The sequence below is a fragment of the Mesorhizobium opportunistum WSM2075 genome (genome assembly GCF_000176035.2).
Classification (GTDB): Bacteria; Pseudomonadota; Alphaproteobacteria; order Rhizobiales; family Rhizobiaceae; genus Mesorhizobium; species Mesorhizobium opportunistum.
In genome coordinates this window covers 3,496,670-3,520,429 of record NC_015675.1, presented here as the reverse complement: position 1 = coordinate 3,520,429, position 23,760 = coordinate 3,496,670, and the positions used below count along the sequence as shown (strand labels likewise).

Here is a 23,760-nt window from a genome sequence, read left to right as displayed (position 1 = left end):
CGTCCGAAAACCGCTTCACACTTTTCGGCATCATGGTCTGAGGGGACCAAGAGCATGGAACTGCGCAAGAGCTACTTCGCCGATGTCCGCAAGGACGACCTACACGAGATCGGCCAGCCCAGGCCACGCTCGGATTCGCCCGGCCACGTCACCGGCAAGACCGCCTACTTCGCCGACCGTAATTTTCCCGGCATGCTGCACCTGAAGATGGTGCGCAGCCCGCACCACCACGCCCGCATCCGCTCGATCGACATTTCGGAGGCCGAAAAGCATCCGGGCGTGGTCAAGGTGCTGACCGCCAAGGACGTGCCCCACAACGTCTACACCATCCTGATACTGATCCAGATCGGGCCCGAGGACGAGACGGTCCTGGCCGACGGCAAGGTGCGCTGGAAGGGCGAGGCCGTGGTAGCGGTGCTGGCCGAGACCGAGCGCGCCGCGCAAGAGGCCGCCGCCAAGGTCAAGGTCGACTACGAGGTGCTGCCGGCCGTCTTCGACATGGAGGAAGCGCTGAAGCCCGGCGCGCCCATCGTCAACGAATATCACGGCCAGAACTATTATCTCTACGACAGCGGCGAGTGCCGCAAGGTGCGTTTCGGCGATGTCGAGGCCGGCTTTGCCGGCGCCGACCACATACTGGAGCAAAGCTACCAGTCTTCGCCGATCGAGCATGCGCCGACAGAGACGACGGGCTGCGTGGTGGCGCCGGAGGGCAACGACCGCTTCACCTGCTACACCAACACGCAGGCGATGTTCTTCACCCTCGACAACACCTCGATCATCCTGCAGATGCCAGGCAGCAAGCTGCACTTCGTCGGCGGCACGGTCGGCGGCGGTTTTGGCGGCAAGGTCGACGTCATCGTCGAGCCGATCGCCATCCTCGGCGCGAAATTAACCGGTCGACCAGTCTGTTTTATCTACAGCCGCGAGGAGGAGATGCAGATCTCCTCGCCCCGCGCCGCCGAAAAGGTCGTCATCAAGGACGGCGTCATGAAGGACGGCCGTATCGTCGCGCGCAAAGTCACCGGCTACACCGATGCCGGCGCCTATTCGCGCCACTCCCCCTATGGCGCCCAGAAGGGCGCGGGGCACTATCCCGGCCCCTATACCATCCCCAATGTGTGGATCGACACTTACTGCGTCTACACCAACCGCACGCCGTCCTCGGCCATGCGCGGCTTCGGCGTCACCATCGGCGACTTCGCGCTGGAAGTGCAGATGGACAAGCTGGCGCGGCTGATCGGCATGGACCCACTCGAATTCCGCTTCATCAACGCCTATCGCGACGGCGACATGAAGGCGCATCGACAGCCGACCGAGGGGGCTGCCCTGATCGAATGCATGCAGGAGGCCTCGCGCGCCGCCAACTGGCCCGTGGCGGAGAAATACATGGCGATGTCCTCCTACGCGAAGGGAGCTTGAGATGACGATCAGGCGCGGACGCGGCGTTGCCGCCATCAACTATCCGACCGGCATGAACCTTGGCGGCGACCCGACCCAGGCGCTGGTCCATTCGACACCCACCGGCAATTTCATGGTGACTTTGTCATCAGTCGATCTCGGCCAGGGTATGAAGCAGATCATGGCGCAGATCTGCGCCGAGACCATCGGCGTGCCGACGGACCGTGTCGTCGTCGACACCGCCGACACCGACACCGGCCCGCATTGCATGGGCACCTTCGCCTCGCGCGGCACCCACCGCGCCGGCAATGCCGTCATCCAGGCAGCCAAGGAAGCCCGCCAGGTGATGCTGGAAGTGGCGGCGGAAGAGCTGGAAGTCAATGCGTCGGACCTCGAGACCGACGGCCAGGGCAACATACTGGTCAAGGGAGCGCCGCAGAAATCGATCTCGATCTTCGATGTCGCGCTGTCGGCGCATTTCAAGCGCGGCCGCTCGATCTCGGGCCGCGGCATGTTCCTGATCCCGCGCTCCTATCCGGAGAAAGAGACCGGGGCCATGAAACCATCGACCTGCTATGCGCACGCCTGCACGGTGGCCGAGGTCGAGGTCGACGACGAAACCGGCGAAGTGACCGTGCTGACGGTGAAGAACGTGTTCGAGATCGGCCGCGCGCTGAACCCCAAAATGGTCGAGCAGCAACTCGTCGGCGGTTCATGGATGGGCATCAGCCACGCGCTCTACGAGACGACCGAGCCTTACTATCCCAACCGCGACCATGGCGGCACCGACTTCAACCAGTATCTGATGCCGGGCCCGGGCGACCTTGCCGAGACCGAGATCATCGTGCTGGAACGGCCCTCGGCCGACGGGCCTTACGGTGCCAAGGGGCCTGGCGAAATGTGCGCCAACCCGCAGATACCGGCGGTCGCCAATGCCGTTTTCGACGCCGTCGGCGTACGCATCGACACGCTGCCGATCACGCCTGAGCGCATCTTGCGCGCGCTCAAGGCGCAAGCGGCGAACTGAGGCCCGAAATGTCCGGGACAAACGCCGAAACGGTCGCGACCTCGCCGGAGGCGGTGGGCGAGCATCTCGCCGCCTCGCGCTATCTGGCCGACGACAGCCTGGCGACCGCGATCTTCCTGGCGATCCGCCTGGGCAAACCGCTGCTGCTCGAAGGCGCGCCGGGCGTCGGCAAGACGGAAGCCGCGAAGGCGATCGCCGAGCTGCTCGGTCGCGATCTGGTGCGGCTGCAATGCTATGAGGGGATCGACGCCGCGCACGCGCTCTACGAGTGGAACTACCAGCGCCAGCTGCTCGCCATCCGCCATGCCGGGGAGCATGAGATCGACATCTACGACGATCGCTTCCTGATCGCGCGGCCGCTGCTGCAGGTGCTGAAGGCGCCAGAGCAGCGCGTGCTGCTGGTCGACGAAATCGACCGTTCCGACCACGAATTCGAAGCGCTGCTGCTGGAATTCCTCTCCGACTTCCAGATCAGCATTCCCGAGCGCGGCACCATTCGCGCCGCGGCTCAGCCGATCGTTATCCTGACGTCCAACCGCACCCGCGAATTGGCGGAAGCGCTGCGCCGGCGCTGCGTCTACCACTGGATCGGCTATCCCGACGCCGAGCGCGAAGCCGGCATCATCATGCTGCGTGCCGGCAATGTCGCTGAAGGCACCGCGCGCGCCGTGGCGACCGCCGTGCAGACCATCCGTGCCCGGCCGCTGGCCAAGCCGCCGGGCATCGCCGAAGCGGTCGAATGGGCCAATGCCGCCACCATCCTCGAAAAAGGCGGCAGCCCATGGCCGGAAGCCTTCCGCCGCGCCATCGGCGTGCTGATCAAGGACGAGGAGGATTTGTCCTATATCGCGCCGGAGCTCGGCCGCATCGTCGAGGAGGCGCTGGCGTGAGCCGGGACCTCATTCCGCAACGCTGGCGGGACAGCGCCCCCCTCTGTCCTGCCGGACATCTCCCCCTCCAGGGGGGAGATCAGCCGCCATCGCGGCTTTCGCCAATCTCCAGCATCGCAAAGCTGAGCGAAGCATCAAAGCTGCCAATCTCCCCCCCTTGAGGGGGAGATGTCCGGCAGGACAGAGGGGGGCGACACAGAATGATGCGGGCAACAAGCCTGCCCCGCGCCGCCGTGCCCCTCTTCGGCTTCGCCCGCCTGCTGCGCCGCTACGGCTTTGCCATCGCGCCCGAGCAAGTCTCCAGCTTCATGCAGGCGGTGACACTGCTCGGCCCACGCTCGATGGCCGACATACGCGAGGCCGCCCTTGCCACGCTGGCGCCACCGCCCGACCGCCGTGACGAATTCGAGGCGCATTTCCAGAGCCATTTCTATGGCAACGCATCCGCCGTGGTCGAAGCCGACGCCGACGAGGAAACCCGCATCAAGGATGATGGCGGCGCCGACGACGAGCGGATCGAAGCCGAGCAGCAACAAGAGGTCGGCGAGCTGTCTTCGGCGCTCGAGCAATTGAGCATGCGCGATTTCCAACGCGACGACGACAGGCTGACCGCCTTTCGCCGAAGACTGTCGGCCGCCCTGCCCGCCCGCCGCTCCTTCCGCACCGTGCGCACCCATTCGCGCGGCAAGCTAGATTTGCGCCGCTCGCTCAGGGAAATCGTCAGTGCCGATGGCGATGTCCCCTCGCCGCTGCTGCGTCGGCGGCAGACCGTGCCACGCAAGCTGCTGCTGCTGATCGATGTCTCCGGCTCGATGAAGCTGCACACAGCGGACTATCTCAAGCTGGCGCACGCCGCCGTGCAGGGCGCTGACCGCGCCGAAATCTTCACCTTCGGCACACGGCTGACCCGCATCACCGCGGCATTGCGCATCCGCGATCGGGATCAGGCGCTGGCCCGTGCGGCAGCCCAGGTCGACGACTGGGACGGCGGCACCCGCATGGGGCCGACGCTGCTCGCCTTCCTCTCGGTGCCGCGCTTCTCATCCTTCGCGCGCGGTGCCGCGATCGTCATCCTCTCCGACGCGCTGGAGCGCGGCGACCATGCCGAACTGGAAACAGCCATGCGCCGGCTGAGCGCCCGCGCCTTCCGGCTGTCGCTCGCCACACCTTTGGCCGGTGACCCGCGCTTCCGGCCGGAAACGACGGCGCTCCGCGCCATCCTGCCGGTTCTCGACGATCTGGTCGACGGCTCCTCGCTCGCCGGCCTCACCGATTTCATCCTGTCACTCGCCCGCCCCGCCCCGGCGGCCGAGACCATCTGGAAAAGGGTATCGTGATGCAGAAAGCCATCGACGCGCATTTCCACATCTGGCGCCAGCAGGATCAGCCCTGGCTGGTCGGTCCAATGGTGCCGCGCATCTTCGGCCCCTACGAGCCGATCCGCCGCGACTATCCGATCACGGAGTTTTTGGAGGACCAGAAGGGTTCGGGCGTTGAAAAGGCCGTCTATGTCCAGACCAACTGGGCCAAGGAAGATTTCGAGAAGGAAGTCGCCTTCCTGCAGAAGACATCGGACGAGACCGGCTGGCCGCATGCCATTGTCGGCTATGCCGACATGACGGTGGACGATGTGCGTCATCAGATCGACCGGCTGATGAAATACAAGTTGCTGCGCGGCGTGCGCATGCAACTGCACTGGCACGAGACGCCGGCCTTCCGCTTCGCCACCTCGGCCGACCAGGTCATCGATCCCAAGGTGCGCGCCAACGTGGCGCGGCTCAAGGACTACGGCCTGTCCTTCGACCTGCAGCTTTTTCCCGCCCAGATGAAGGATGGGCTGACATTGGTCGGCGAAAACCCGCAAACCAATTTCATCCTCACCCATGCCGGCATGCTGACGGACATGGAGCCGGAAACCACCGAAGCCTGGAAGGCCGGCCTGAGGACGCTCTCGGCCGCGCCCAATTTCTACGCCAAGCTGTCCGGCCTCGGCACATTCGTCCACCGCAACGATCCCCTGCTGATCGCCTACATCGTCGACAACGCAATCGAGATTTTGGGCGCCGACCACCTGATGTTCGGCTCGAATTTCCCGATCGAGAAGCTCTGGACCAGCCACGCCGAGCTGATCAAGGCGCACCGCGATGCGGTGGCCAGGCATGGTCCGGCCGCCGAGGCCGATATCTTCTGGAATACGGCGGAGAAGGTGTACCGGCCGGTGTAGCGCGGGTCTTCCCCTCACTTCACCTCGAATTGCGGATCGACCGGGATCTGCATCGCCGTCACCAGATGGTTGGTCTGGCCGGCCAGTCCGATGATCGACACCAGCTCGCCATGTTGCGCATCGGTCATTCCCTTGGCGCGCGCCGCCGCCGTATGCGAGTGGACGCAGTAGGAACAGCCATTGGCGGTCGACACCGCGATGTAGATCATCTCCTTGGTCAGCGGATCGATGGCGCTGTCGGCCACCATCACCACTTTCAGCTGCTCCCAGATGCGCTTCAGCGCCGGGGGATCATTGGCCAATCCGCGCCAGAAATTGTTGACGAAATCCGATTTGCGTGTCGCGCGGATATCGTCGAATACCGCCTTCACATCAGGGATTTTTTCGACCTCGGCATCGCTCAGGAGTCTAGTGGTGGCCATGGCGTTTCCTTTCGTGTGAATTGAATCAGGTCATGAGCAAAGATGGCTAGTCGGCTCTTCTGATTCAGTTTTCGTGCGTATCGAAACACGATCTTGACGATTGGCCGAAGCTTTTCACCTTCCTTATCCTAGGGCCAAGCAGGAGCGAAGCTCCGTCGCGGAGACCCGAGGATCCATTCCGTGACGTCTATCGAAGTGTGCAGCGGAGCAGAATTCCGCACCGTGGCAGCGCTTCCGAGTCCCGGCATGGATCCTCGGGTCTGCGCTGCGTCGCCACGCTCCTTGCTCCGCCCGTGGATGACGAAATGACGGATGCCTCGGCTAATTTCCGGTGTTCGATCCAACGGTGCGATCATCCGCCTTGCCCGCCACCTAATGCACCGCCGCATACATGATCTTCTCCTCCGTCGCTTCCGCCGGAGAAAACTCCTCGACGATCCGACCTTGCCGGCATACGAGAATCCGGTCCGACAGGTTCATGATCTCCGGCAGGTAGGACGAGATGACGACGACGGCGAGGCCCTCGTCGGCCAGCCGGTTGATGATCTGGTGAATCTCGGCGATGGCGCCGACATCGACGCCGCGCGTCGGCTCGTCGAAGATGACGATGCGCGGCTGCTGCACCAGCCCCTTGCCGATCACCACCTTCTGCTGGTTGCCGCCGGAAAGCTCGACGACGCGCGCATTGTCGTTGATCGTCTTGATGTTCAGCGTCTTCGTCCATTCGGCCGAAAGCTGCCGCATTTCCTGCTGGTTGATCACCCATGCCTTTTCGCGGCCGGCCGCCAGCAGGCCGCCAAACAGGTTCTCGGCGATGCCCATCGTCTCGAAGATGCCTTCGCTCTTGCGGTCCTCGGTGACGTAGACAATGCCGTCGGCCACGGCTTCGCTCGGCACGAGATAACGAACCGGCCTGTCGTCCAGTTCGATCGCGCCGCCGCGCAAGAAATCGCGCTTGTAGATGCCCGACACGATCTTGAACGTCTCCGTGCGGCCGGAGCCGATCAGCCCGAATACGCCGGTTATCTGGCCCTCGAAGATCGAGAAGGAATTGTTGCGCACGACATTGCTCATCGAGATGTCCTGCACCGACAGCACCTTCTTGCCGGCCTTGCGCAGCTTGGTCTCGTCGCGCTGGCGATAGATCTGTCCCGACAAGGTGCGGCCGACCATGGCGGCGACAATTCGGTCGCGATCGAAGGCGGATGTGTCGTCGGTGATGACCAGTTCGCCGTCGCGCAAAATGGTGATGCGGTCGGCAATGGCAAGCGCCTCCTCCAGCGCATGGCTGATGAAGACGATCGACACGCCACTCGCTTTCAGCCGCCGGATCAGCGCAAAGAAGTGGCGCTTTTCTTCCGGCGTCAGCGTCGCCGTCGGCTCGTCGAAGATGATGATCTCGGCATTGTGGTGCACCGCGCGCGCGATCTCGACCATCTGCCGCTTGGCGGCACCCAGCGTCGCCACCATGGCGTTCGGATCGACCGGAAAATTCAGCGACTGCAGGAATTGCTGTGCTGAAATATACGTGCCGCGCAGCCGGTTGAGGAATTTTTCAGTACCGAGATAAAGGTTCTGCGCCACCGTCATCGACGGCACCAGGCTGGTCTCCTGGAACACCATGGCAATGCCGGCTTCAAGTGCGGCATGCGGCGACGCGTAGGCGATCTCCCGACCCTTGTGGAACATCTTGCCCGAAGTGGCATCGACGACGCCGGCGATGATCTTGGTCAGTGTCGATTTGCCGGCGCCGTTCTCGCCAAGCAGCGCGTGGATCTCGCCCTTGCGCAGTTCGAAGCTGACTTGCCTGACCGCCGGCACGCCGCGATAATTCTTGGTGACGTTCTCCAGGCGAACGATCGGTTCCATCAGAAACCTCCCGCGTCGACGGAAAGGATGCAGTCGCCACCCCTGGAGGCGATAAGCAACTCGCCCCCCTTTTCCGCAACGCTGCAGATGCCATGGCGTGTGCCGTTGGCGCGGCTGTGCAGGCTGAATTGCGGTTGCATCCTCTGGTCGAGCCTGACCACCAGCCCGTAGGAGCGGCTCGGCGACCACGGTTTGTGGATGCCCATGGTGCGGATGCCGCCGCATTGCAGCGGCTCGAGGAAGCTGCGGCTGGAGGCCAGCGCCGGCGCGATCCAGTATGCCGGCGGCACCTGGTCGATCATGTCCTGCCGGTAGTGCCTTTCCTGCAGCACGAACTCGATCAGCCGATTGCGTGGCGCAAACAGTGTCAGCCACGCCCCGCCATCCGCGGATGGCGACAGGCGAGCAGGATAACCAGGCAGATGCGTCAGTACCGTCGCGCGGCTGCCGGTCGCGCCGTCAAGGCGGATGAGCTGATGGCGCCAGCTTTCGCTGACCAGAATGTCACGGCCGACGGGATGGAGACCGTAAGGGAAAGCGAGATCGCCGACCACTTTGCGGAAGTCCCCACCGGCCGGGTCCCGCTTCCACAGCGAACCGGACGCGCCCTTCTTCATCAGATCGGCGGCCCATTGCGACGGCGTATCGTCGGTCGAGCCGTTGGCCAGCCACAGCGTGCCGTCCTCGGCATAAGCAAGCGCGGTGATGCAGCGGACAGCAGCCGGCAGCGAAATCTCCTGGCCGCCAATCAGCAGCTTGCCGTTTTCCAACCCGACGGTCAGTTCACCCGATGGCGACAGAGCCAACGCCGTGATGGGGGACGAAAAGGTCTCGACCACCTTGGGCTCGGTTTCGGCGGCAAGCGAATAGATGGCGTTGCCGCTGGAAGCCAGCAGCCGGTCACCGGGGACCAGCAGATTATCCGGCTCGGTTAGCTCCGCAAAAGCCGGCGCATCGTCCAGCCGCGTGTTGGGCCGAAACGCACCATCCAGCGGTGGGATGGTCACCGCCTTGCCGCGAAACATATCCAGGATCGGATCGAGGATCATGATTTTGCTCCCCAATAGGAAGCCGGGCTGGTCCAGTTCGGGTCGGCGCCTGAAATCTTGTAGCGGCCGATGCGGTTGTTGAGGATACCGCCGACGAACAGATAGCCCTTGTGCTCGCGCATCGAGGTGACCATCGGATGCGCGCCGCCGGTGAGGTCGCCCATCGCCTCGACGATGCTGCCCTTCTCCGTGAATTTCACCACGCCGCCGGTGTTGATGTTGGGAAACAGCCATTCGTCCTGCGGCAGCCGGCGCGTCATGCGCTTGCGCATGTCGGGATGGCGCAGCGACAGGTCGAAGCTCGGCGTGCGCATGCCGAGCCACGCCATCCAGTAATTGCCATCCGAGGCCCGGTTGATGTTGTCGGGATATCCAGGCATGTCGCGAATGACGCATTCGGCGGTACCGGCCTTCGGCCCCTCCAGCCAGTAGCGATGCACGCGGCAGGCCCAGCTTTCGGCAAAAAACAGCGACTTGCCGTCATGCGCCATGCACACACCGTTGGTGTAGCGATAGCCGTCGAGCAGCGTCTTGGTCGACCCGTCCTTCGGGTCATAGACCAGCAATCGCCCCGTGGCGCGGTTCTCGATCGAGTCCAGCGCCCAGTCATGGGCGTCGTAGCGCTTGGTGGAGTCGGTGAAGTAGATGCGGCCGTCAGGTGCGATATCGCAATCGTTGGGGTCACGCAGCCGCGCGTCGTCGACGATCGAGGTCCAGGACCGCGATGTCTCGGCCGACAGGCGTTTCACCTCGCGGTCCGGCGAGACGGAATAGAGCCCCATTGCGCCGACGCAACTGATCAAATTGCCCGATTTGTCGAAGGCGAGGCCGAGCGGAAAGCCGCCGATATGGGCAAACACTTCCGACTTGACGTAATCGGGCGCGAAAAAGCGGACGATCTCGCCATGACGCGTGCCGCAGTAGAGATTGTCGTCGCGGTCGAGAATGACATCCTCCGGCCCTTCCAGTTCGCCAAGCCCGATATGGTCGGCCGCCGACAGCCGGTTGTCGAGTTCATATGGCGTGCCGGAGCCCGGCGCGGCGGACTGCGTCTCGCCCATCTTGAGATAGACCGGCGCGACATAGACCTCGTTCAGCACCTTGTGACGGTTCTTCAGCCAGCGGATGTCGATGGTCACCGCCACCGCCAGCATGATGCCCAGCACCATCTGGTTGGTGCCGGTGCCGTAGCCCAGCCGGATCAGACCGTTGGTCATCGTCAAGACGATAATCGCGCCCATCAGACCCTTGATCACCGAGCCACGGCCGCCGCCAAGGCTGACGCCCCCGACCACCGCCGCCGTCAGCGCCATGATCTCGAGGTTGAGGCCGGTGCCCGGCCCTGCCCCGCTCAGCCGGCAGGCGATGAGGAAACCGCCGATCGAGGCACAGAAACCGGAGAAGACATAGGTCATGAACACGGTGCGGCGCACGCGGATGCCGGCATTGTGCGCCGAGCGCCTGCTACCGCCGACCGCCAGCACGTGCCAGCCCGGCCGCGAGCGCGTCAGCGCGACATGGGTGACGATGGCCAGGATGATGGCCAGCCACACCGACACGGAGAGTCCCCAGAAGGTGCTGTCGCCGATGAAATCCAGCACATCCGAGGTCGCCGTCGAAAGCTGGACGTCGGCGGCGTAAGTGGTGACCAGGATGTCGAACAGCGCCCGGCCAAAAATGAAGGTCACCAGCGTGGTCAGGAAGGCGCGCAGACGCAGATAGCCGACGAGATAACCGTTGATGGCGCCGAAGACGAGACCGGCGGCAAGCGATGCGGCCAGCGCCAGCCAGATTGACTGTTCCAAGATGAAGAAGACATAGACGGCGGAAAAGCACGACAGCGCGAAGATCGAGCCGACCGACAGATCGATGCCGCCGCCCAGCATGACCACCGTCATGCCGGTGACGACCATCGAGAACTCGCCGAGCTGGCGGGTCGATTCCTGCAGCGAGGTCAGCTTGAAGAACCCCGGAATGATCGAGCCGAAGGTCGCCAATGTCACCACCAGCGCCAGGAAGGGAATAGCGTTGTCGGTCCAGCGTTTGGTCAGGATCTCGCCGACCAGATGGTCAGGCACGAGATTGTAGCGCCAGGACTGGAGGCGTTCGCGAAAGGACATCGGCTCACTACGGCAAGAGAAAGAGGTGGCCAGGCAATCCGGCCACCTCATTGACTGGTGTTTGTAAGGATCGGCTTACTTGGCCGCCGCTTCGGCCTGCAGCGCCTTCAGGTCCCAGCAGCTGTCGGGCTTCAGGTCGGCCTTGGTCGTCGCCTTCTCCAGCGTGTAGATGTAGGTGTGAGAGGTGCCGGCCGGCTGGCCGCTCTGCAGCAGGAACTTGATGATGGCGTTCATGTCGCCCGATTGCCGGGCAAGGTCGGTCATCACCACGGCACCATAGGTGCCGTCGGCCAGCTTGTCGCAGTCGGCCGCCTTCTCGCCGCCGCCGGTGGTGACCAAAAACACCTTGCCGTCGAGCTTGGCGTCGCGGATCGCGGCGGAAGCGCCGGTGGCGTCACCATCCCAGAAATCGATGATCGAGCAGATGTCCGGGTTCTGCTGCAGCATCGTCGTCGTCACATTGCGCGAGGTCGTTGCATCCCAGTTGGAGTCGGGCTTGGCCACCACCTTGAAGTCGGGATGCTTGTCCAGCACCTTCATGATGCCGGCATATTGGTAGAGGCTGGAGGAGTTCGCCTGGTCGCCCTGTACCAGTCCGATCTTCTTGGAAGAATTTTCGCCGCAGCCCTTGATCGCCGCTTCGGCCTCGAGCTGGCCAAGCCGGTCCCAGTCGCTGCCGACAAAGGCGTCAGCCGGAAAGTTGGCGGGATTGTCGACCAGAAGTACATAGGTGCCGGCGGCCTGCGCCTTCTTCATCAGCTTGGAGTAGGAGTTGAGGTCGGGCGCATGGATGATCAGCACATCGGGCCTGGTGTCCGACGAGATCGCGTCGGTGATCGCTTGCGCGCCGGCGTCGACCACCCAGTTCGGATCGCGCGTTTCGAACACGCCGCCCCAGGCCTCGACTTCGGTCTTCAGATAGTGCGACCAGCCTTGCGCCAGGTCGAAGCCCATCGCCAACGGCACCAGCATGACGCGCTTGCCCTTGAGCGCCTGCGCATAGGCAGCCGGACCCGGATCGTCTGCGGCAAAGGTCGGCGCCACGAAGGCGGTAACGGCGAGCGCCGTTGCCGCGGCCATCAAAGTCTTGATCAGTTTCATGTCACATCCTCTGGTTTGGTCGTTGTTGTTAGCGGCCGGCCCCAACCGTCCGCTTCCGGTCTAAATGTCGCCCTGCTGGGCAGTCTGCTCGTCACGTGGATTGATGATGCCGTCGACGATGATGGCGCCGAGCAGGATCGCTGCCTTGATCAGGTTCTGGTAGAGCAGCGGAATGTCGATGATGGTCATGGCGTTCAAGAGAATGCCGATCAGCGCCGCACCGACCAGCACGTTGCGCACCCCGCCCCGCCCGCCCGACAGGCCGATGCCGCCGATCACCGCCACCAGCACGATGTCGTAGAGCAGCGTGGAATTGACGATGCGGGTGTTGATCGAATGCAGGCTGGCCGCCGTCAAAAGGCCGGCGACCAGCGCCACGAAAGCGGAGAGCACGTAGCGCAGCACCAGCATTGGCCGCACCGGAATGCCGATGTTGCGCGCGGCCACCGGATTGTCGCCGGCGAAATAGATGTAGCGGCCCCATTTTGTGTAGCGCAGGAACAGGAAGAACAGGAAGGCCAGCCCCGCGAAGACGAACACCTCGATCGGAATGTCGAGGAAGCGCAGGCCGCCCAGCAATTCGACCCAATGGCCCTGCGGCACCGGCACGGCATCCTGCGTGATCAGCTGCGAGCGCACATAGCCGAAGACGAAGGAGCCGGTCGCCAGCGTGACGAAGATCGCCGGCACATCGGCATAGGCAACGAGAAAGCCATTGAGCAAGCCGATGGCGAGCACGCCGGCCAGCACATAGGCGAAGGCCAGCCCGTCCGGGGTGCCGGTGTTGAGCAATTGCAGGTACCAGGCGACCGACATCGCCATGATCGCCACGGCGGAGAGGTCGATACCGCGACCGATGATGACGACCGCCATGCCGAGCGCGAGGATCCCCAGCACCGATACCGAGCGGACGATGGCGACGAGATTGTTGGGGTCGATGAAGCCCGGCAGGCCGATCGCCGCGGCAACGAACAGCACCACCGCTATGGCAAAGACAATGCCTTCCTGATTCAGGCTCCTGAAGTTCGGCCAGCCGGTCGCGTTCATGTCTGTATTCGCCCCGATGGCAGCGCTGCCATCCCGAAAACAAAAGCTAATCGGCTCAGCGCCAGTTCGTCAAATGAATCCGCGTCCGGAACGAGGCCTGATGTCGATATTCGCAGAGTGGACGCATCGATAGCCTAAGCTGGCGCAATGCGTGGAAAAGCCTGCATTTTTGGCAATTGATTGCGCCATGTCAGCTGTGCGCGAAAGTGCTGGATCAAGGCGAAAGGACAAGGCGGAATTTATCTCCGCGCCAGGCGGAAAAATTCGATTTTCAATTCCCCGGCGTGTGGCCGGAAACCTCGGCGCCGGCGCCGGGCGGCAGCACTAGAAATCGCAGCGCGGCCACCAGCCCGATGACGCCGATCGCCAGGAAGGCGATTCGGAAATCGGTGAGGTCGAGCGCCGGCTGGGCCCTCACGATCTGCGACAGATTGAGGATCGCGGCCGCCACCGCGACGCCGAACAGCATCGCCACCTGCTGCAGCATCGACGACAGCGTCGCCGCCGAACTGCGCTGTGCCGCTTCGATATCGGCGAAGGCCAGCGTGTTGAGCGCCGTGAACTGCATCGAGCGCGACAGGCCGGCGACCAGCATCAGCGCCACCACCAATGCCTGTGGTGTCTGGGGCGAAATCGCCCCGCAGGCCATGATCGAGGCCGAGGCGATCAGGCCGTTGACGACCATCACCGAGCGGAAGCCGAAACGCCGCAAGGTCGGCGTCGTCCATGCCTAGATTGCCGAGGAAATAGGCCAGGATCATCATGCCGGCATCGACGGGGCTGAGGCCGAAGCCGACCTGGAACAAAAGCGGCAGCAGGAACGGCGTGGCGTTGATTGCCACCCGGAAGATGGTGCCGGCGGCGAGCGTCGAGATGGCGAAAGTCAGTACCTTGAACGAGGAAAGATCGAGCAGCGGATGCGGCGCGCGCCGGAGATGCCGCGCCGCCAGCCAGGAGACGATGATACCGGCAACGATCAGCAGTACTGTCGGCAAGACGCCGTCTTCCGGATGCGCGATGCGCTCGAGACCGTAGAGCAGCAGCGCGAGCCCCGCCGATGTCAGGAAAAACCCCGGCCAGTCCAAAGGCTTCGGGTCGGCCTCGCGGTCGCCGGGAATGAAGCGCGCAACCAGCGCCAGCCCGATCGCGCCCAGCGGTATGTTGATGAAGAAATTCCAGTGCCATGAGAGATAGGTGGTGATGAAGCCGCCGAGCACCGGCCCGACCACTGGCGCGAACAGCGCCGGCCAGGTGATCAGCGCCGTGGCATTGAGCAGCTCGGATTTCGAGGCGTTGCGCAGGACGAGAATGCGCCCGACCGGCGTCATCAGCGCGCTGCCCAGCCCCTGCACTGCGCGCGCGGCAACGAACTCGGTCAAGTTTTGCGAGAAGCCGCAGGCGAGCGAGGCCAAAGTGAACAGCGCGATCGCCACTAGGAAGATGTTGCGCGCGCCGAAGCGGTCGGCGAGCCAGCCCGACAATGGCACGAACACTGCCATGGTCAGCATGTAGATGGTGATGCCGATGCTCATCGCCACCGCCGGCACGCCGAAGGAGGCGCCCATCTGCGGCAGCGACGTCGAGATGATCGTCGAATCCAGCAGTTGCATGAAGAAGGCGATGGCGACGATCAGCGCCACGCGCCGCGCATTCGTGGCCGTTTCGGACGAGGCTTCAGTCTCGGGAATGGCAGTCATGACGGATCGGTTTGAACAGCATTTGGGAGGCAGCGTCCATAGATAGCGCAACAAACTTTCGTGTCGCGCCGTGGCCTGCTATGGGATGAGCGGGGCAACCGAGGAAAGTGCACGCATTGACATGAAGGCGATCTATATCGACTACCTCAATGCCCTCGACATCGATGCCCTTGCCATGACCGATGGCGAAATCATTGCCGCCGTCGAGGCTGGCCTTCTCGCCCAGGGCAAGGGCCAGACGGTGATCGAACCACGTGTCCATCTCGAACCGGATCCATCCTTCCACGGCCATTTCAACGTGCTGCGCGGCTATGTGGCGCCACTCGATACAGCGGGTGTGAAAATCGTCGGCGACTACGTCGACAACTACCTGCACGGCCTGCCCTCGGAATTCGGCATCCTCAATTTGTTCGATCCGCGCACCGGTATGCCGCGCGCCATTCTCGACGCCACCGTCATCACCGACATGCGCACGGGCGCCGTCACCGCCATCGGCGCCAAACATCTGGCGCGCAAGAATTCCAAGGTGCTGGCCCATATCGGCGCACGCGGCACCGCCTACTGGAACGTACGCCTGCTCGATCATCTCTTCGACTTTGACGAAATCCGCGTCCATTCGCGCCGCCCGGAGAGCCGCGACGGCTTTGCCGCCAAGCTCTCCGCCGATCTCGGCAAGAAGGTCACGGCCGTGGCCGACTGGAAGAGCTGCGTCGAAGGCGCCGACATCGTCGTCGAGGCTTCGCGCCTGCCGGAGCCGCAACCGCTGCTCAAGACCGAATGGATCAAGCCTGGCGCGCTGGTCGTGCCCTACGGCACGATGAGCGCGGTCGAGCTATCGCTGACCGACATCATGCAGAAGACGGTCGTCGACGACTGGGGCCAGTGCAAGGGCGGCAAGTTCGGCTCGCTGCGCGCCCATGTCGAGACCGGCCGGCTGAGCGAAAAGACGCTGCATGCCGAACTCGGCCAGATCGCCGCCGGCCTCAAGCCCGGACGCCAGAGCGATGACGAAACCATCCTGTTCTGGCATCGCGGCCTGTCGCTGTCCGACATTGCGCTGGGCAAGGCAATGCTGGCCAAGGCAGGAGAAAAAGGCATCGGCCAGAGGCTGCGCTTCGCATGAGCGCGCTCGTCCTCACCGGAACCGGCGTCAGCACAAGCGATGTCGCCACCGTCGCTCGCGAGGCGCGCAAGGTAGAGATCGGACCCGATGTCATCGGCAGGCTGGAGAAGGCGCGAAAGGTGCTCGACCAGGCCGCCGCCTCCGGCCAGCAGATCTACGGCCTGAACACCGGGCTCGGCGCCAATCTCGGCACGACGGTCGAGGGCGACGCCAGTGCCTTCCAGCGCCAGTTGCTGGAAGGGCGCAGCGCCGCGGTCGGCGAAGTGCTGCCGGTGGAAGCCGTGCGGGCAACCATGGTCGCCCGCGCGGCGATGCTGTCCACCGGCGGCTCCGGCCTGTCGCCTGCCGTGTTTGTCGCCCTGGTCGACGCACTCAATGCCGGCGTCCATCCGGTGATGCCATCGCTCGGCTCGATCGGTGCCGGCGACCTGGTGCTGATGACGGCACTAGCCCGTCTCTTGATCGGCGAAGGCGAGGCCGACTATCAGGGCCGTCGCATGCCGGCCGCCAAGGCGCTGATGATGGCCCGCCTCGCTCCGATCGGCCTGGCGCCCAAGGACGGACTGTCGCTGATCAACGCCTCGGCGGTCTCAGCCGGCAGTGGCGCGCTTGCGGTGACCGATGCGCTGTCGGCGCTGGCCCAGCAGCAGCACGCAGGCGCGCTGACCATGGAAGGGTTTGGCGCCAATCGCACCATCCTCGATCCACGCCTGCACATGGCCCGCCCCGCAGCCGGTCAACAGGAAGCCGCCAAGGCGCTGCATGATCTGCTCGCCCGCGAAGAGGCGCCCGCGCCGACTACCATACAGGACCCGCTGTCGATCCGCTGCATGCCATCGATCCATGGCGCGCTGATCGAGGCAATCGGTCAGGCAAAGCATGCCGTCGAGATCGAACTCAACGCCGCCGCCGACAACCCGCTGGTGCTCGGTGACGACGAACTGGTGTTGTCGACCGGCAATTTCCACACGGCCGCGCTTTCGCTCGCCTTCGAGTCGCTTGGCCTGGCAATCGCGCAATGCGCCGCCGCAAGCGTCGCCCGCTTCATCCAGCTCACTGGTTCGGGCCGCAACGGCCTGCCCAAATATCTGTCGCCGGTCGGCGGGGCCTCTGCTGGTTTCGTGCCGCTGCAGAAGACGGCGACATCGATCCTGGCCAGCATCCGCCACAAGGCCAATCCTGTGATGCTCGATTTCCTGCCCGTGTCGGAAGGCGTCGAAGACCACGCAACGCAGACGCCGCTGGCCGTTTCGAAATGCGCTGCCATGATCGCGCTCTGGCGGCGGCTGATCGCCTTCGAGCTGATGGCGGCGGCGCAGGCGGTGGATCTGCGTGAAGGGTTGACGCTGGCGCCACACACTGGCGCGATCCATGCGGCGGCGCGCGCGCTTGTCCCTGCCCTCAAGGAAGACCGGCCGCTCGGTGTCGAGGCCGAAGCGCTCCATGCGGCGCTTGCCGGCGGGAATTGGACCTTAACCCCGGCCGACCTTGTCGAGAAACAGGCGTAGCTCGGCCGGATCCATGTGCACGACGTGCCTGTCCTCGGGATAGGCGCCGCTGTTGACGTCGGCGACATATTCGGAAAATGCCGCCACCCGCTCCGCCCGCAGCCGGTCATATTCGGCGGCGAAGTTGCGATAGACCTTGGAATGGCGGGGCATGTGGCCCCGGTTCTGGCCAAGGATATCGTCGGCGAACAGATATTGCGCGTCGCAGCCGGTGCCCGCCCCCATCGACAGCATGATCAGCGAGGTGCGCTCGGAAATCGCCTTGGCCACCTCGACCGGCACCACTTCGATCTCGGCGCCGATGGCGCCGGCCGCCTCCAGTTGCTTCACCGCCTCGAACACCTGAATGGCGGCATCGGCGGTCTTGCCGACCGCCTTGAAGCCGCCGGTCCAGGTCGCGCGGGACGGGATCAGCCCGACATGGCCGATGACGGGAATGGCGTCATCAGCCATCCGCTTGATCGTGGCATAGCCGGCGCTGCAATAGACCGCGTCGGCGCTTGCTTTGTAGAGCCGGAACGCCCAGCGGACGAAATCATCCGCCGTACCGATCTCGAAGAAATTCTCGCCCGGCATGGTGAACAGGCTGGGTGCTGCATCGCGGTATTGCGGGTTGAGCACCAGTTCGGGCGGCACCGAGACGATGTCGACCCCCGCCCGCTCGGCGGCCTCCGCCTCGTCCAGGTTGAGCACGCGCAGCATGGTCAGCTGGCGCTTGCCCTTCATCGCGCGCAGATCGGCGACGGTCGGTCTCTTTCGGCTCATTTAGATGTCCCCTGGATCGGTTGCCACACGTCAAATCTCGATCATCACCTTACCGGCCTCGATCTTCACCGGATAGGTCGCGAGATTGACGCAGACCGGCGCGCCCTTGGCCTGGCCGGTCTTGTAATTGAAGCGGCCATTGTGCTTGGGGCATTCGATGATGTCGTCCATCACCAGCCCGTCGGCCAGATGCGCCTTCTCATGCGTGCAAAAGCCGTCAGTGGCGAAGAACTCGTCATCCGGCGAGCGATAGATCGCAAAGGTGCGGCCGCCATGATCGAAGCGGATGACATCCTCTTCCTCGATGTCATCAACCGCGCATGCTTCAACCCAGTCGGCCATCTCTGTCTCCTCAGCTATTCGGCCGCCGCCGACATATCGACCTCGTGGAATTCGCCGCGATAGGGTCTCGCCGTCGGCGGCAATTCGCGCTTGAGGTAATAATCCTCATATTTCAGCTGCCTGAGCAGGACCGGCCAGACCTCGCGATAGGCATGCCACATGGAAGGGTTCGGCTCGGGCAGGTCGTGCTTGATCAGTTCGTGCAGCCTGGGCAGCGCGTGATAGGGCACCATCGGGAACATGTGATGCTCCACGTGGTAGTTCATGTTCCAGTAGATGAACCGGCTGATCGGGTTCATGTAGACCGTGCGGGTGTTGAGCCGGTGGTCGACGACATTGTCGGCAAGGCCGATATGCTGCAGCAGGCCGGTCGTCACCATGTGCCAGGTGCCATAGAGGCGCGGCAGGCCGATCAGCACCAGCGGCAGCCATGATCCCAGCGCGATCGCAAGCGCGATGGTCGCGACATAGATGGCGAGGTGCCAGCGAGCGACGACCACCGCCTTGTGCTGCTCCATCTCGGGGATGTAGCTCTTCTCCTCCTCCGACAGCGTGCCAAAGGCCTGGCGCACCAGGGTCGGCAGCGAATAACGGAAATCGAGAATCCCGGTGAACGCCAGCGCCGCCTTCAGCAGGTCCGGCGGGCGCATGACGGCGATCTCGGCGTCACGGCCGACAATGATGGTGTCGGTGTGATGGCGGGCATGGCTCCAGCGCCATTGCACCGGATTGCGCATCAGCATGAAGGAAGCGATGTGGTAGACGACATCGTTCATCCAGCGCGTGCGGAAGGCCGTGCCGTGGCCGCATTCGTGCCAGCGGGAGTCGCTCGACGAGCCGTAGAGCACGCCGTAGACGAACAGGAACGGCACCACCCACCACGAGCCCCAGAACCAGACGATGCCGGCGGCGGAGCCCAGTATGACGGCGAGCCAGATCACCGTGTCGCGGATCGCCGGACCGTCGGAGCGTTGCATCAGCTCCTTCATCGCCTTGCGCGGCACGTCGGTGTGGTACCACTCGGCCGAGGCCAGGCCGGTCTCGACCGCAAGCCGCGTGCTTTCGCCGACCAGACTGTAGTCGCGTTTTTTGCCCATCACACCGGCCTCCGCTTTCCGGCCCGCCAGCCGGAGCATTCCTGTCGCATCATGCCCTCAATCTCGCAAAATTTCCCGACGGTTGCGGATAATCCTGCCGCGGCTGCCTGGCGATAGAGGTAATCCTGCTTTCGGCCGCGGCAATCTCGCCGGCGCCATCGAGGACGCGAAACACCGCATCGTAGCCCCGGCTTTCGCCATGCTCCAGCCAGATCATCTCGCCGCGTTCGCGCGCGGCGAGATCGCCGAGCACATGATGGGTCGAAGGCTCAATGCCCAGCGCATACTGCCCGGCCTGGAAGTTCTGCCATTGATAGGCGCAAGGCAATTGGTCCTTGCGCGTCACCACTTCGAAGCCGAGACCGAGCCGGTCGTTGACCACCGCCACCGGTACCTCGCCATTGGCGTCGGCCGCCATCTCATGCTGCCAGACCTGTTCGCTGAAACCGAGCTGCGGCCCCGGCACCGTGCGGTAGCCGACCTTCTGCGCCTCGTAGCGCTCGCCGGCATGGCCGGCCCAGACAATTTCGCGGATCGGCGCCAGATAACGCGACCCTTCGTCGAGCAAGGGATGGCTGACATTGACGTGGTAGAAACACATATGCGGCGTGCGGTTGAAGCCGTGATTGACGACACGGTCGGACAGCCGGATCTCGCTGCCGCCGACATCGGTCTCGATGCGACGGATCAGATGCAAATCCTCGCCGAACACCGCCGATTGCTGGACGACACCTTCGGCCCACAGCACGCAGCGGTCACCCTCCCAGCGCTCGCCATAACCGGTCAGCCGCGCCGGGATCGTGCCGACACGGCCATGCAGCGAATGGACCGCGGTCTTCTTGCCGGGGTAGTTGTAGGTGTCAACAGGCACTTCTTCCCGGCCCAGTATGTGGTCGAGCCCGCAGGTGACGAGCAGGCCGGAAAAGGAGCGCGCCCAGGCGAGCCCGCCCTCCCCCTCATACTCGTGCAAGCCCGGATGGCGAAAACCGCTCGGCGAATGCCAGCCGATCGCCTGGCCCCTATAGTCGCAGTCGGCGATGTCGAGCGCGCGATCGACCAGCGCGGTGAAGCGCAGGCCCGAACCGGTACGGAACTCAAGCATGCGGATGCCGCGCTCCACCCCGTCGCCAAGCGTCATCAGCCGCACCCCGGCGAATTGCGACAGCATGCCGGACCGCTCGGCGACTTGCCTTCGCGACAGCGTCTTGCCGTAAAGCTCTACCATGCGACGTCCTTCACTTTGCCCTCGCCTCCTTGAGCAAGGCCGACATGTCGGCGCCGGTGATGATGCTTTCCACGGTCAAGAGATCGGTGTCGGCGACCGTCTGTTCGGCGACGATCTCGCCACGCCGCATGACGATGATGCGATCGGCGACCTGGAACACGTGGTGGATGTTGTGGGTGATGAGCAGCACCGAATGGCCGGCGTCGCGCACCTCCTTGACGAAGCGCAGCACGCCATGGGTTTCCTCGACACCGAGATTGTTGGTCGGCTCGTCCAGGATGATCACCTTGGCGGCGAACTGCATGGCGCGCGAAATGGCGATCGACTGCCGTTCGCCGCCCGACAACGTCGAGACCAGCGCATCGGCGTCCAGCTTCTTCGAAATGCCGACGCGCTTGAGCAGTTCGGAAGCGGCCTTGCGCAACTTTGCGAGATCGAGCGGCGCGAACACGCCGAGCCAGCCAAAACTGACCGGCTCGCGGCCAAGGAAAAGATTGCGCGCGATGCTGAGATCCGGCGCCAGCGAGGTGTCCTGGTGGATGGTTTCGATGCCGAGGTCCATCGCATCGCGGGTCGAGCGGATCGAGACCTTCTCGCCGCGCACGAAGATGTCGCCACGGTCGACGGGGAACACGCCCGAGATCGCCTTGATCAGCGTCGACTTGCCGGCGCCATTGTCGCCGAGCAGCGCCACCACCTCGCCCTCCCTCAGCGTCAGCGAGGCATTCTTCAGCGCGCGCACGCTGCCGAAGGATTTTTGCAGATTCTGCAGCCGAAGCACTTCCATCGTCAGCCCCTTGCGGCGTTCTTCTGCAGCAGAGCGTGCAGGATAAGCATGGCGAGGATGATGAGGCCGACGAAAATATTGTAGGCAAGCCCCGGTACGCCGATCAGCACGATGCCGTTGCGGATGGCGCGCAGCATCAGCGCGCCGACGATGGTGCCCAGGATGGTGCCGCGCCCGCCGGTCAGCGCCGTGCCGCCGACCACCACCATGGCGATCACTTCCAGCTCGTAGCCGGTGCCGGCCACCGGTGAGGCGGCGGAGATGCGGAAGGCGCTGATCATGCCGGCAAGCCCGGCCAGCACCGAGGTCGCGATGAACAGCCAGATCTTGACGGCGTCCGCCGGCACACCGCGCGCCACCGCCGCGTTGCGGTTCGAACCGATGGCGCTGATCCAGTTGCCGAGCTTGGCGTAGCGCAGGATGTAGATGGCAAACAGCGACAGGCCGATGAACCACCACAGCGAGGTGTAGAAGCGGAACGAGCCGATGTTGAAGCTGCCGGCGAGCAGCGTCACGAAGAAGCCGGGCTGGTCCCAGGATTTCAGCGGAAATCCCTGCGTGATGTAGAGCGCCGCCCCGCGCACGACGAGCAGCATCGACAGCGTCACCAGGAAGGACGAGATGCCGATCTTGGTGACGATCAGCCCGTTGATCGCGCCGATCGCGATGCACAGGAGAAGCCCGGCCAGAAGGGCGACGCCGATATCCACCCCGCCATTCTGCACCAGAAGCATGACCACGACCGGCGCCAGCCCGAACACCGCGCCGACGGAAAGGTCGAACTCGCCTGCCGTCAGGAGCAGCGTCATGCCGAGCGCGATAATGCCGAGCTCGGGCAGGAACGCCATCATGTTGGAGATGTTGAGCGGCGACAGGAAATTGGCGTCCGCGATGGCGAACGCCACCAGCAGGACGACGAGGATGACGAAGGAGGAGAATTGCGGCGAGCGCAGCAGGCTCGATCTGCCCTTCGCTCCCGGCGCGTTATCTTCTGCGGCGATTGTCATGACTGCTTGGACCATGCTTTGGAAAACGCCCGCCGCTTTTTCCGGCGGGCGCCGGTTTCTCACTTCTTGTCGTAGAGCTTCAGGATCGGGTCGACGCTGGAGGCGTCGTAGAGACCGAAGGTGTGGATGTCGTAGCCGATCGGCTCACCCGCGGCGGCGAGCCCGAGCAGCGCCACCGGCATGAAGCCCTGCGCCGACGGGTACTGCCAGGCGGCGGCGTTGACGAAGCCGTCCTTGACCGCCTGCCCCGTCTCCTTGGAATTGCCCCAGCCGACGACCGGGATCTTGCCGGCCGGCACACCCGCGCCGTCGAACACCCGCTTAACGCTGGCCGCCACGGAATCGCCGAGCGCGATGATCGCCGGCGGATTGTTGGCCACCATGTAGTCGGTCATCTTGGCGATAATGCCGGCCGGATCGGTGCCGCAATCGACCACATCGTATTTGATCCCCAGCGGATCGAACACGCTGGCGATGCCCTCGGTTTCAAGCTGCTGGTAGCTGGCGCCGGGAACCTCGACCGGCAGGAACACCTTGTCGCCCTGCTTCACCATCTTGTGGTCGACGAGATATTTGGCCCAGATCGCGCCTGCTTCCTTGAGGTCGGCCCCGACATAGGCCTGACGCCCCGTCGCCGGATCATCGGTGTTGAAGAACACGATCGGGATGCCTGCCGCCTTGGCCGCCTTGACCTCCTCGGTCCACAGGCCCGGCTGCGCCGAGGTCGTGGCGATGCCGTCAGGCTTGGCGGCGAGCGCCGAGTTGAAGGCCTCCTTCTGCGCCGCCATGTCGCCGCCGCTGAAGGAGATCTTGCAGGTCACCTTGAGCTGGTCGCAGGCCTTGGTCGCGCCGGCGTTCCAGTCGATCCAGAACGCGTCAGACGGGCCGCCATGCGACAGGAGATAGAAGGTCTTCTGGCCATCTTGCGCCTGCGCCGTCGATCCGAACGCGACGCCGGCAAGCACTGTCGCGGCGGCCGCCAATTTCAATGCAAATTTCAACATTCTTTCCTCCCTTGTTTGGAACCGCGCCGCCGCGAACCGGCAGCGCGGAGTGATC

20 protein-coding genes and 1 pseudogene are annotated in these 23,760 nt (G+C 64.1%); 7 read left to right on the top strand and 14 right to left on the bottom strand.

Going from position 1 to position 23,760, the window contains the following annotated elements:
• Positions 1-54 precede the first annotated feature (54 nt).
• From MESOP_RS36575 to MESOP_RS16925, 5 genes are all read left to right on the top strand, one after another.
• Positions 55-1,422, top strand: a complete 1,368-nt coding sequence (locus tag MESOP_RS36575) for a xanthine dehydrogenase family protein molybdopterin-binding subunit (protein ID WP_013894559.1) — start codon at positions 55-57, stop codon at positions 1,420-1,422.
• A 1-nt stretch (position 1,423) separates the two neighbouring features.
• Positions 1,424-2,428, top strand: coding sequence for a xanthine dehydrogenase family protein molybdopterin-binding subunit (locus MESOP_RS36570; RefSeq protein ID WP_013894558.1), 1,005 nt, complete (start codon positions 1,424-1,426; stop codon positions 2,426-2,428).
• 8 nt (positions 2,429-2,436) lie between these two features.
• Positions 2,437-3,318 carry an AAA family ATPase gene (locus MESOP_RS16935; RefSeq protein ID WP_013894557.1) on the top strand — a complete coding sequence of 294 codons (882 nt, stop codon included), beginning with the start codon at positions 2,437-2,439 and terminating at the stop codon, positions 3,316-3,318.
• 200 nt (positions 3,319-3,518) lie between these two features.
• On the top strand, positions 3,519-4,655 hold the full coding sequence (locus tag MESOP_RS16930) for a vWA domain-containing protein (protein ID WP_013894556.1): 1,137 nt from the start codon (positions 3,519-3,521) through the stop codon (positions 4,653-4,655).
• Positions 4,655-5,542, top strand: coding sequence for an amidohydrolase family protein (locus MESOP_RS16925; RefSeq protein WP_013894555.1), 888 nt, complete (start codon positions 4,655-4,657; stop codon positions 5,540-5,542). The genes MESOP_RS16930 and MESOP_RS16925 overlap by 1 nt, the downstream gene beginning before the upstream one ends.
• Before the next feature lie 14 nt (positions 5,543-5,556).
• Here MESOP_RS16925 and MESOP_RS16920 read toward each other — a convergent pair whose 3' ends face one another.
• The 7 genes and pseudogenes from MESOP_RS16920 to MESOP_RS16890 all read right to left on the bottom strand — a co-directional run bounded on the left by MESOP_RS16920 (position 5,557) and on the right by MESOP_RS16890 (position 14,847).
• Positions 5,557-5,964, bottom strand: coding sequence for a carboxymuconolactone decarboxylase family protein (locus tag MESOP_RS16920; protein WP_013894554.1), 408 nt, complete (start codon positions 5,962-5,964; stop codon positions 5,557-5,559).
• A gap of 372 nt (positions 5,965-6,336) precedes the next feature.
• A complete protein-coding gene (locus tag MESOP_RS16915) occupies positions 6,337-7,833 on the bottom strand; it encodes a sugar ABC transporter ATP-binding protein (protein ID WP_013894553.1) in 1,497 nt (498 codons plus the stop codon).
• Positions 7,833-8,882, bottom strand: coding sequence for an NHL repeat-containing protein (locus tag MESOP_RS16910; RefSeq protein ID WP_013894552.1), 1,050 nt, complete (start codon positions 8,880-8,882; stop codon positions 7,833-7,835). The genes MESOP_RS16915 and MESOP_RS16910 overlap by 1 nt, the downstream gene beginning before the upstream one ends.
• The gene (locus MESOP_RS16905; protein ID WP_013894551.1) at positions 8,879-11,002 is read right to left on the bottom strand and encodes an ABC transporter permease; all 2,124 of its coding nucleotides are present in this window, start codon (positions 11,000-11,002) and stop codon (positions 8,879-8,881) included. The genes MESOP_RS16910 and MESOP_RS16905 overlap by 4 nt, the downstream gene beginning before the upstream one ends.
• A 75-nt stretch (positions 11,003-11,077) precedes the next feature.
• Positions 11,078-12,103, bottom strand: coding sequence for a sugar ABC transporter substrate-binding protein (locus MESOP_RS16900; RefSeq protein WP_013894550.1), 1,026 nt, complete (start codon positions 12,101-12,103; stop codon positions 11,078-11,080).
• A 60-nt stretch (positions 12,104-12,163) separates the two neighbouring features.
• The gene (locus tag MESOP_RS16895) at positions 12,164-13,150 is read right to left on the bottom strand and encodes an ABC transporter permease (RefSeq protein WP_013894549.1); all 987 of its coding nucleotides are present in this window, start codon (positions 13,148-13,150) and stop codon (positions 12,164-12,166) included.
• 271 nt (positions 13,151-13,421) lie between these two features.
• A pseudogene (locus MESOP_RS16890) lies at positions 13,422-14,847 on the bottom strand (DHA2 family efflux MFS transporter permease subunit).
• Between the two features lie 121 nt (positions 14,848-14,968).
• On the opposite strand from MESOP_RS16890, the gene MESOP_RS16885 reads away from it, so the two are divergent.
• The gene (locus MESOP_RS16885) at positions 14,969-15,970 is read left to right on the top strand and encodes an ornithine cyclodeaminase family protein (RefSeq protein WP_013894547.1); all 1,002 of its coding nucleotides are present in this window, start codon (positions 14,969-14,971) and stop codon (positions 15,968-15,970) included.
• The gene (locus MESOP_RS16880) at positions 15,967-17,478 is read left to right on the top strand and encodes an HAL/PAL/TAL family ammonia-lyase (protein WP_013894546.1); all 1,512 of its coding nucleotides are present in this window, start codon (positions 15,967-15,969) and stop codon (positions 17,476-17,478) included. Before MESOP_RS16885 ends, MESOP_RS16880 begins: the two co-directional genes overlap by 4 nt.
• On the opposite strand, the gene MESOP_RS16875 is transcribed toward MESOP_RS16880, so the two are convergent.
• From MESOP_RS16875 to MESOP_RS16845, 7 genes are read right to left on the bottom strand one after another with little or no spacing between them, the layout of a single operon-like run.
• Positions 17,443-18,243 (bottom strand): 3-methyl-2-oxobutanoate hydroxymethyltransferase, encoded by an 801-nt coding sequence (locus MESOP_RS16875; protein ID WP_013894545.1) that lies wholly within the window; start codon positions 18,241-18,243, stop codon positions 17,443-17,445. The genes MESOP_RS16880 and MESOP_RS16875 overlap by 36 nt on opposite strands.
• A gap of 30 nt (positions 18,244-18,273) precedes the next feature.
• Complete coding sequence (locus MESOP_RS16870; RefSeq protein ID WP_013894544.1) at positions 18,274-18,585, bottom strand: MocE family 2Fe-2S type ferredoxin; 312 nt, start codon at positions 18,583-18,585, stop codon at positions 18,274-18,276.
• Positions 18,586-18,599: 14 nt separating this feature from the next.
• On the bottom strand, positions 18,600-19,682 hold the full coding sequence (locus MESOP_RS16865) for a fatty acid desaturase family protein (protein WP_013894543.1): 1,083 nt from the start codon (positions 19,680-19,682) through the stop codon (positions 18,600-18,602).
• Positions 19,683-19,731: 49 nt separating this feature from the next.
• Complete coding sequence (locus MESOP_RS16860; RefSeq protein WP_013894542.1) at positions 19,732-20,907, bottom strand: aldose 1-epimerase family protein; 1,176 nt, start codon at positions 20,905-20,907, stop codon at positions 19,732-19,734.
• A 10-nt stretch (positions 20,908-20,917) separates the two neighbouring features.
• Positions 20,918-21,700, bottom strand: a complete 783-nt coding sequence (locus MESOP_RS16855) for an ATP-binding cassette domain-containing protein (protein ID WP_167313598.1) — start codon at positions 21,698-21,700, stop codon at positions 20,918-20,920.
• Positions 21,697-22,701, bottom strand: a complete 1,005-nt coding sequence (locus MESOP_RS16850; protein WP_049802373.1) for an ABC transporter permease — start codon at positions 22,699-22,701, stop codon at positions 21,697-21,699. Before MESOP_RS16850 ends, MESOP_RS16855 begins: the two co-directional genes overlap by 4 nt.
• A 59-nt stretch (positions 22,702-22,760) precedes the next feature.
• A complete protein-coding gene (locus MESOP_RS16845) occupies positions 22,761-23,705 on the bottom strand; it encodes a sugar ABC transporter substrate-binding protein (RefSeq protein WP_013894539.1) in 945 nt (314 codons plus the stop codon).
• Positions 23,706-23,760: the final 55 nt, after the last annotated feature.

What these genes read in the sequence shown, in the direction of transcription:
- MESOP_RS36570 (WP_013894558.1), top strand. Translation starts at nt 1,424, where the DNA reads ATGACGATCAGGCGCGGACGCGGCGTTGCCGCCATCAACTATCCGACC.
- MESOP_RS16880 (WP_013894546.1), top strand. Translation starts at nt 15,967, where the DNA reads ATGAGCGCGCTCGTCCTCACCGGAACCGGCGTCAGCACAAGCGATGTC.
- MESOP_RS16935 (WP_013894557.1), top strand. Translation starts at nt 2,437, where the DNA reads ATGTCCGGGACAAACGCCGAAACGGTCGCGACCTCGCCGGAGGCGGTG.
- MESOP_RS16905 (WP_013894551.1), bottom strand. Translation starts at nt 11,002, where the DNA reads ATGTCCTTTCGCGAACGCCTCCAGTCCTGGCGCTACAATCTCGTGCCT.
- MESOP_RS16900 (WP_013894550.1), bottom strand. Translation starts at nt 12,103, where the DNA reads ATGAAACTGATCAAGACTTTGATGGCCGCGGCAACGGCGCTCGCCGTT.
- MESOP_RS16915 (WP_013894553.1), bottom strand. Translation starts at nt 7,833, where the DNA reads ATGGAACCGATCGTTCGCCTGGAGAACGTCACCAAGAATTATCGCGGC.
- MESOP_RS16875 (WP_013894545.1), bottom strand. Translation starts at nt 18,243, where the DNA reads ATGAGCCGAAAGAGACCGACCGTCGCCGATCTGCGCGCGATGAAGGGC.
- MESOP_RS16845 (WP_013894539.1), bottom strand. Translation starts at nt 23,705, where the DNA reads ATGTTGAAATTTGCATTGAAATTGGCGGCCGCCGCGACAGTGCTTGCC.
- MESOP_RS16885 (WP_013894547.1), top strand. Translation starts at nt 14,969, where the DNA reads ATGAAGGCGATCTATATCGACTACCTCAATGCCCTCGACATCGATGCC.
- MESOP_RS16930 (WP_013894556.1), top strand. Translation starts at nt 3,519, where the DNA reads ATGATGCGGGCAACAAGCCTGCCCCGCGCCGCCGTGCCCCTCTTCGGC.
- MESOP_RS16925 (WP_013894555.1), top strand. Translation starts at nt 4,655, where the DNA reads ATGCAGAAAGCCATCGACGCGCATTTCCACATCTGGCGCCAGCAGGAT.
- MESOP_RS16850 (WP_049802373.1), bottom strand. Translation starts at nt 22,701, where the DNA reads ATGACAATCGCCGCAGAAGATAACGCGCCGGGAGCGAAGGGCAGATCG.
- MESOP_RS16860 (WP_013894542.1), bottom strand. Translation starts at nt 20,907, where the DNA reads ATGGTAGAGCTTTACGGCAAGACGCTGTCGCGAAGGCAAGTCGCCGAG.
- MESOP_RS16920 (WP_013894554.1), bottom strand. Translation starts at nt 5,964, where the DNA reads ATGGCCACCACTAGACTCCTGAGCGATGCCGAGGTCGAAAAAATCCCT.
- MESOP_RS16910 (WP_013894552.1), bottom strand. Translation starts at nt 8,882, where the DNA reads ATGATCCTCGATCCGATCCTGGATATGTTTCGCGGCAAGGCGGTGACC.
- MESOP_RS16895 (WP_013894549.1), bottom strand. Translation starts at nt 13,150, where the DNA reads ATGAACGCGACCGGCTGGCCGAACTTCAGGAGCCTGAATCAGGAAGGC.
- MESOP_RS16870 (WP_013894544.1), bottom strand. Translation starts at nt 18,585, where the DNA reads ATGGCCGACTGGGTTGAAGCATGCGCGGTTGATGACATCGAGGAAGAG.
- MESOP_RS36575 (WP_013894559.1), top strand. Translation starts at nt 55, where the DNA reads ATGGAACTGCGCAAGAGCTACTTCGCCGATGTCCGCAAGGACGACCTA.
- MESOP_RS16865 (WP_013894543.1), bottom strand. Translation starts at nt 19,682, where the DNA reads ATGGGCAAAAAACGCGACTACAGTCTGGTCGGCGAAAGCACGCGGCTT.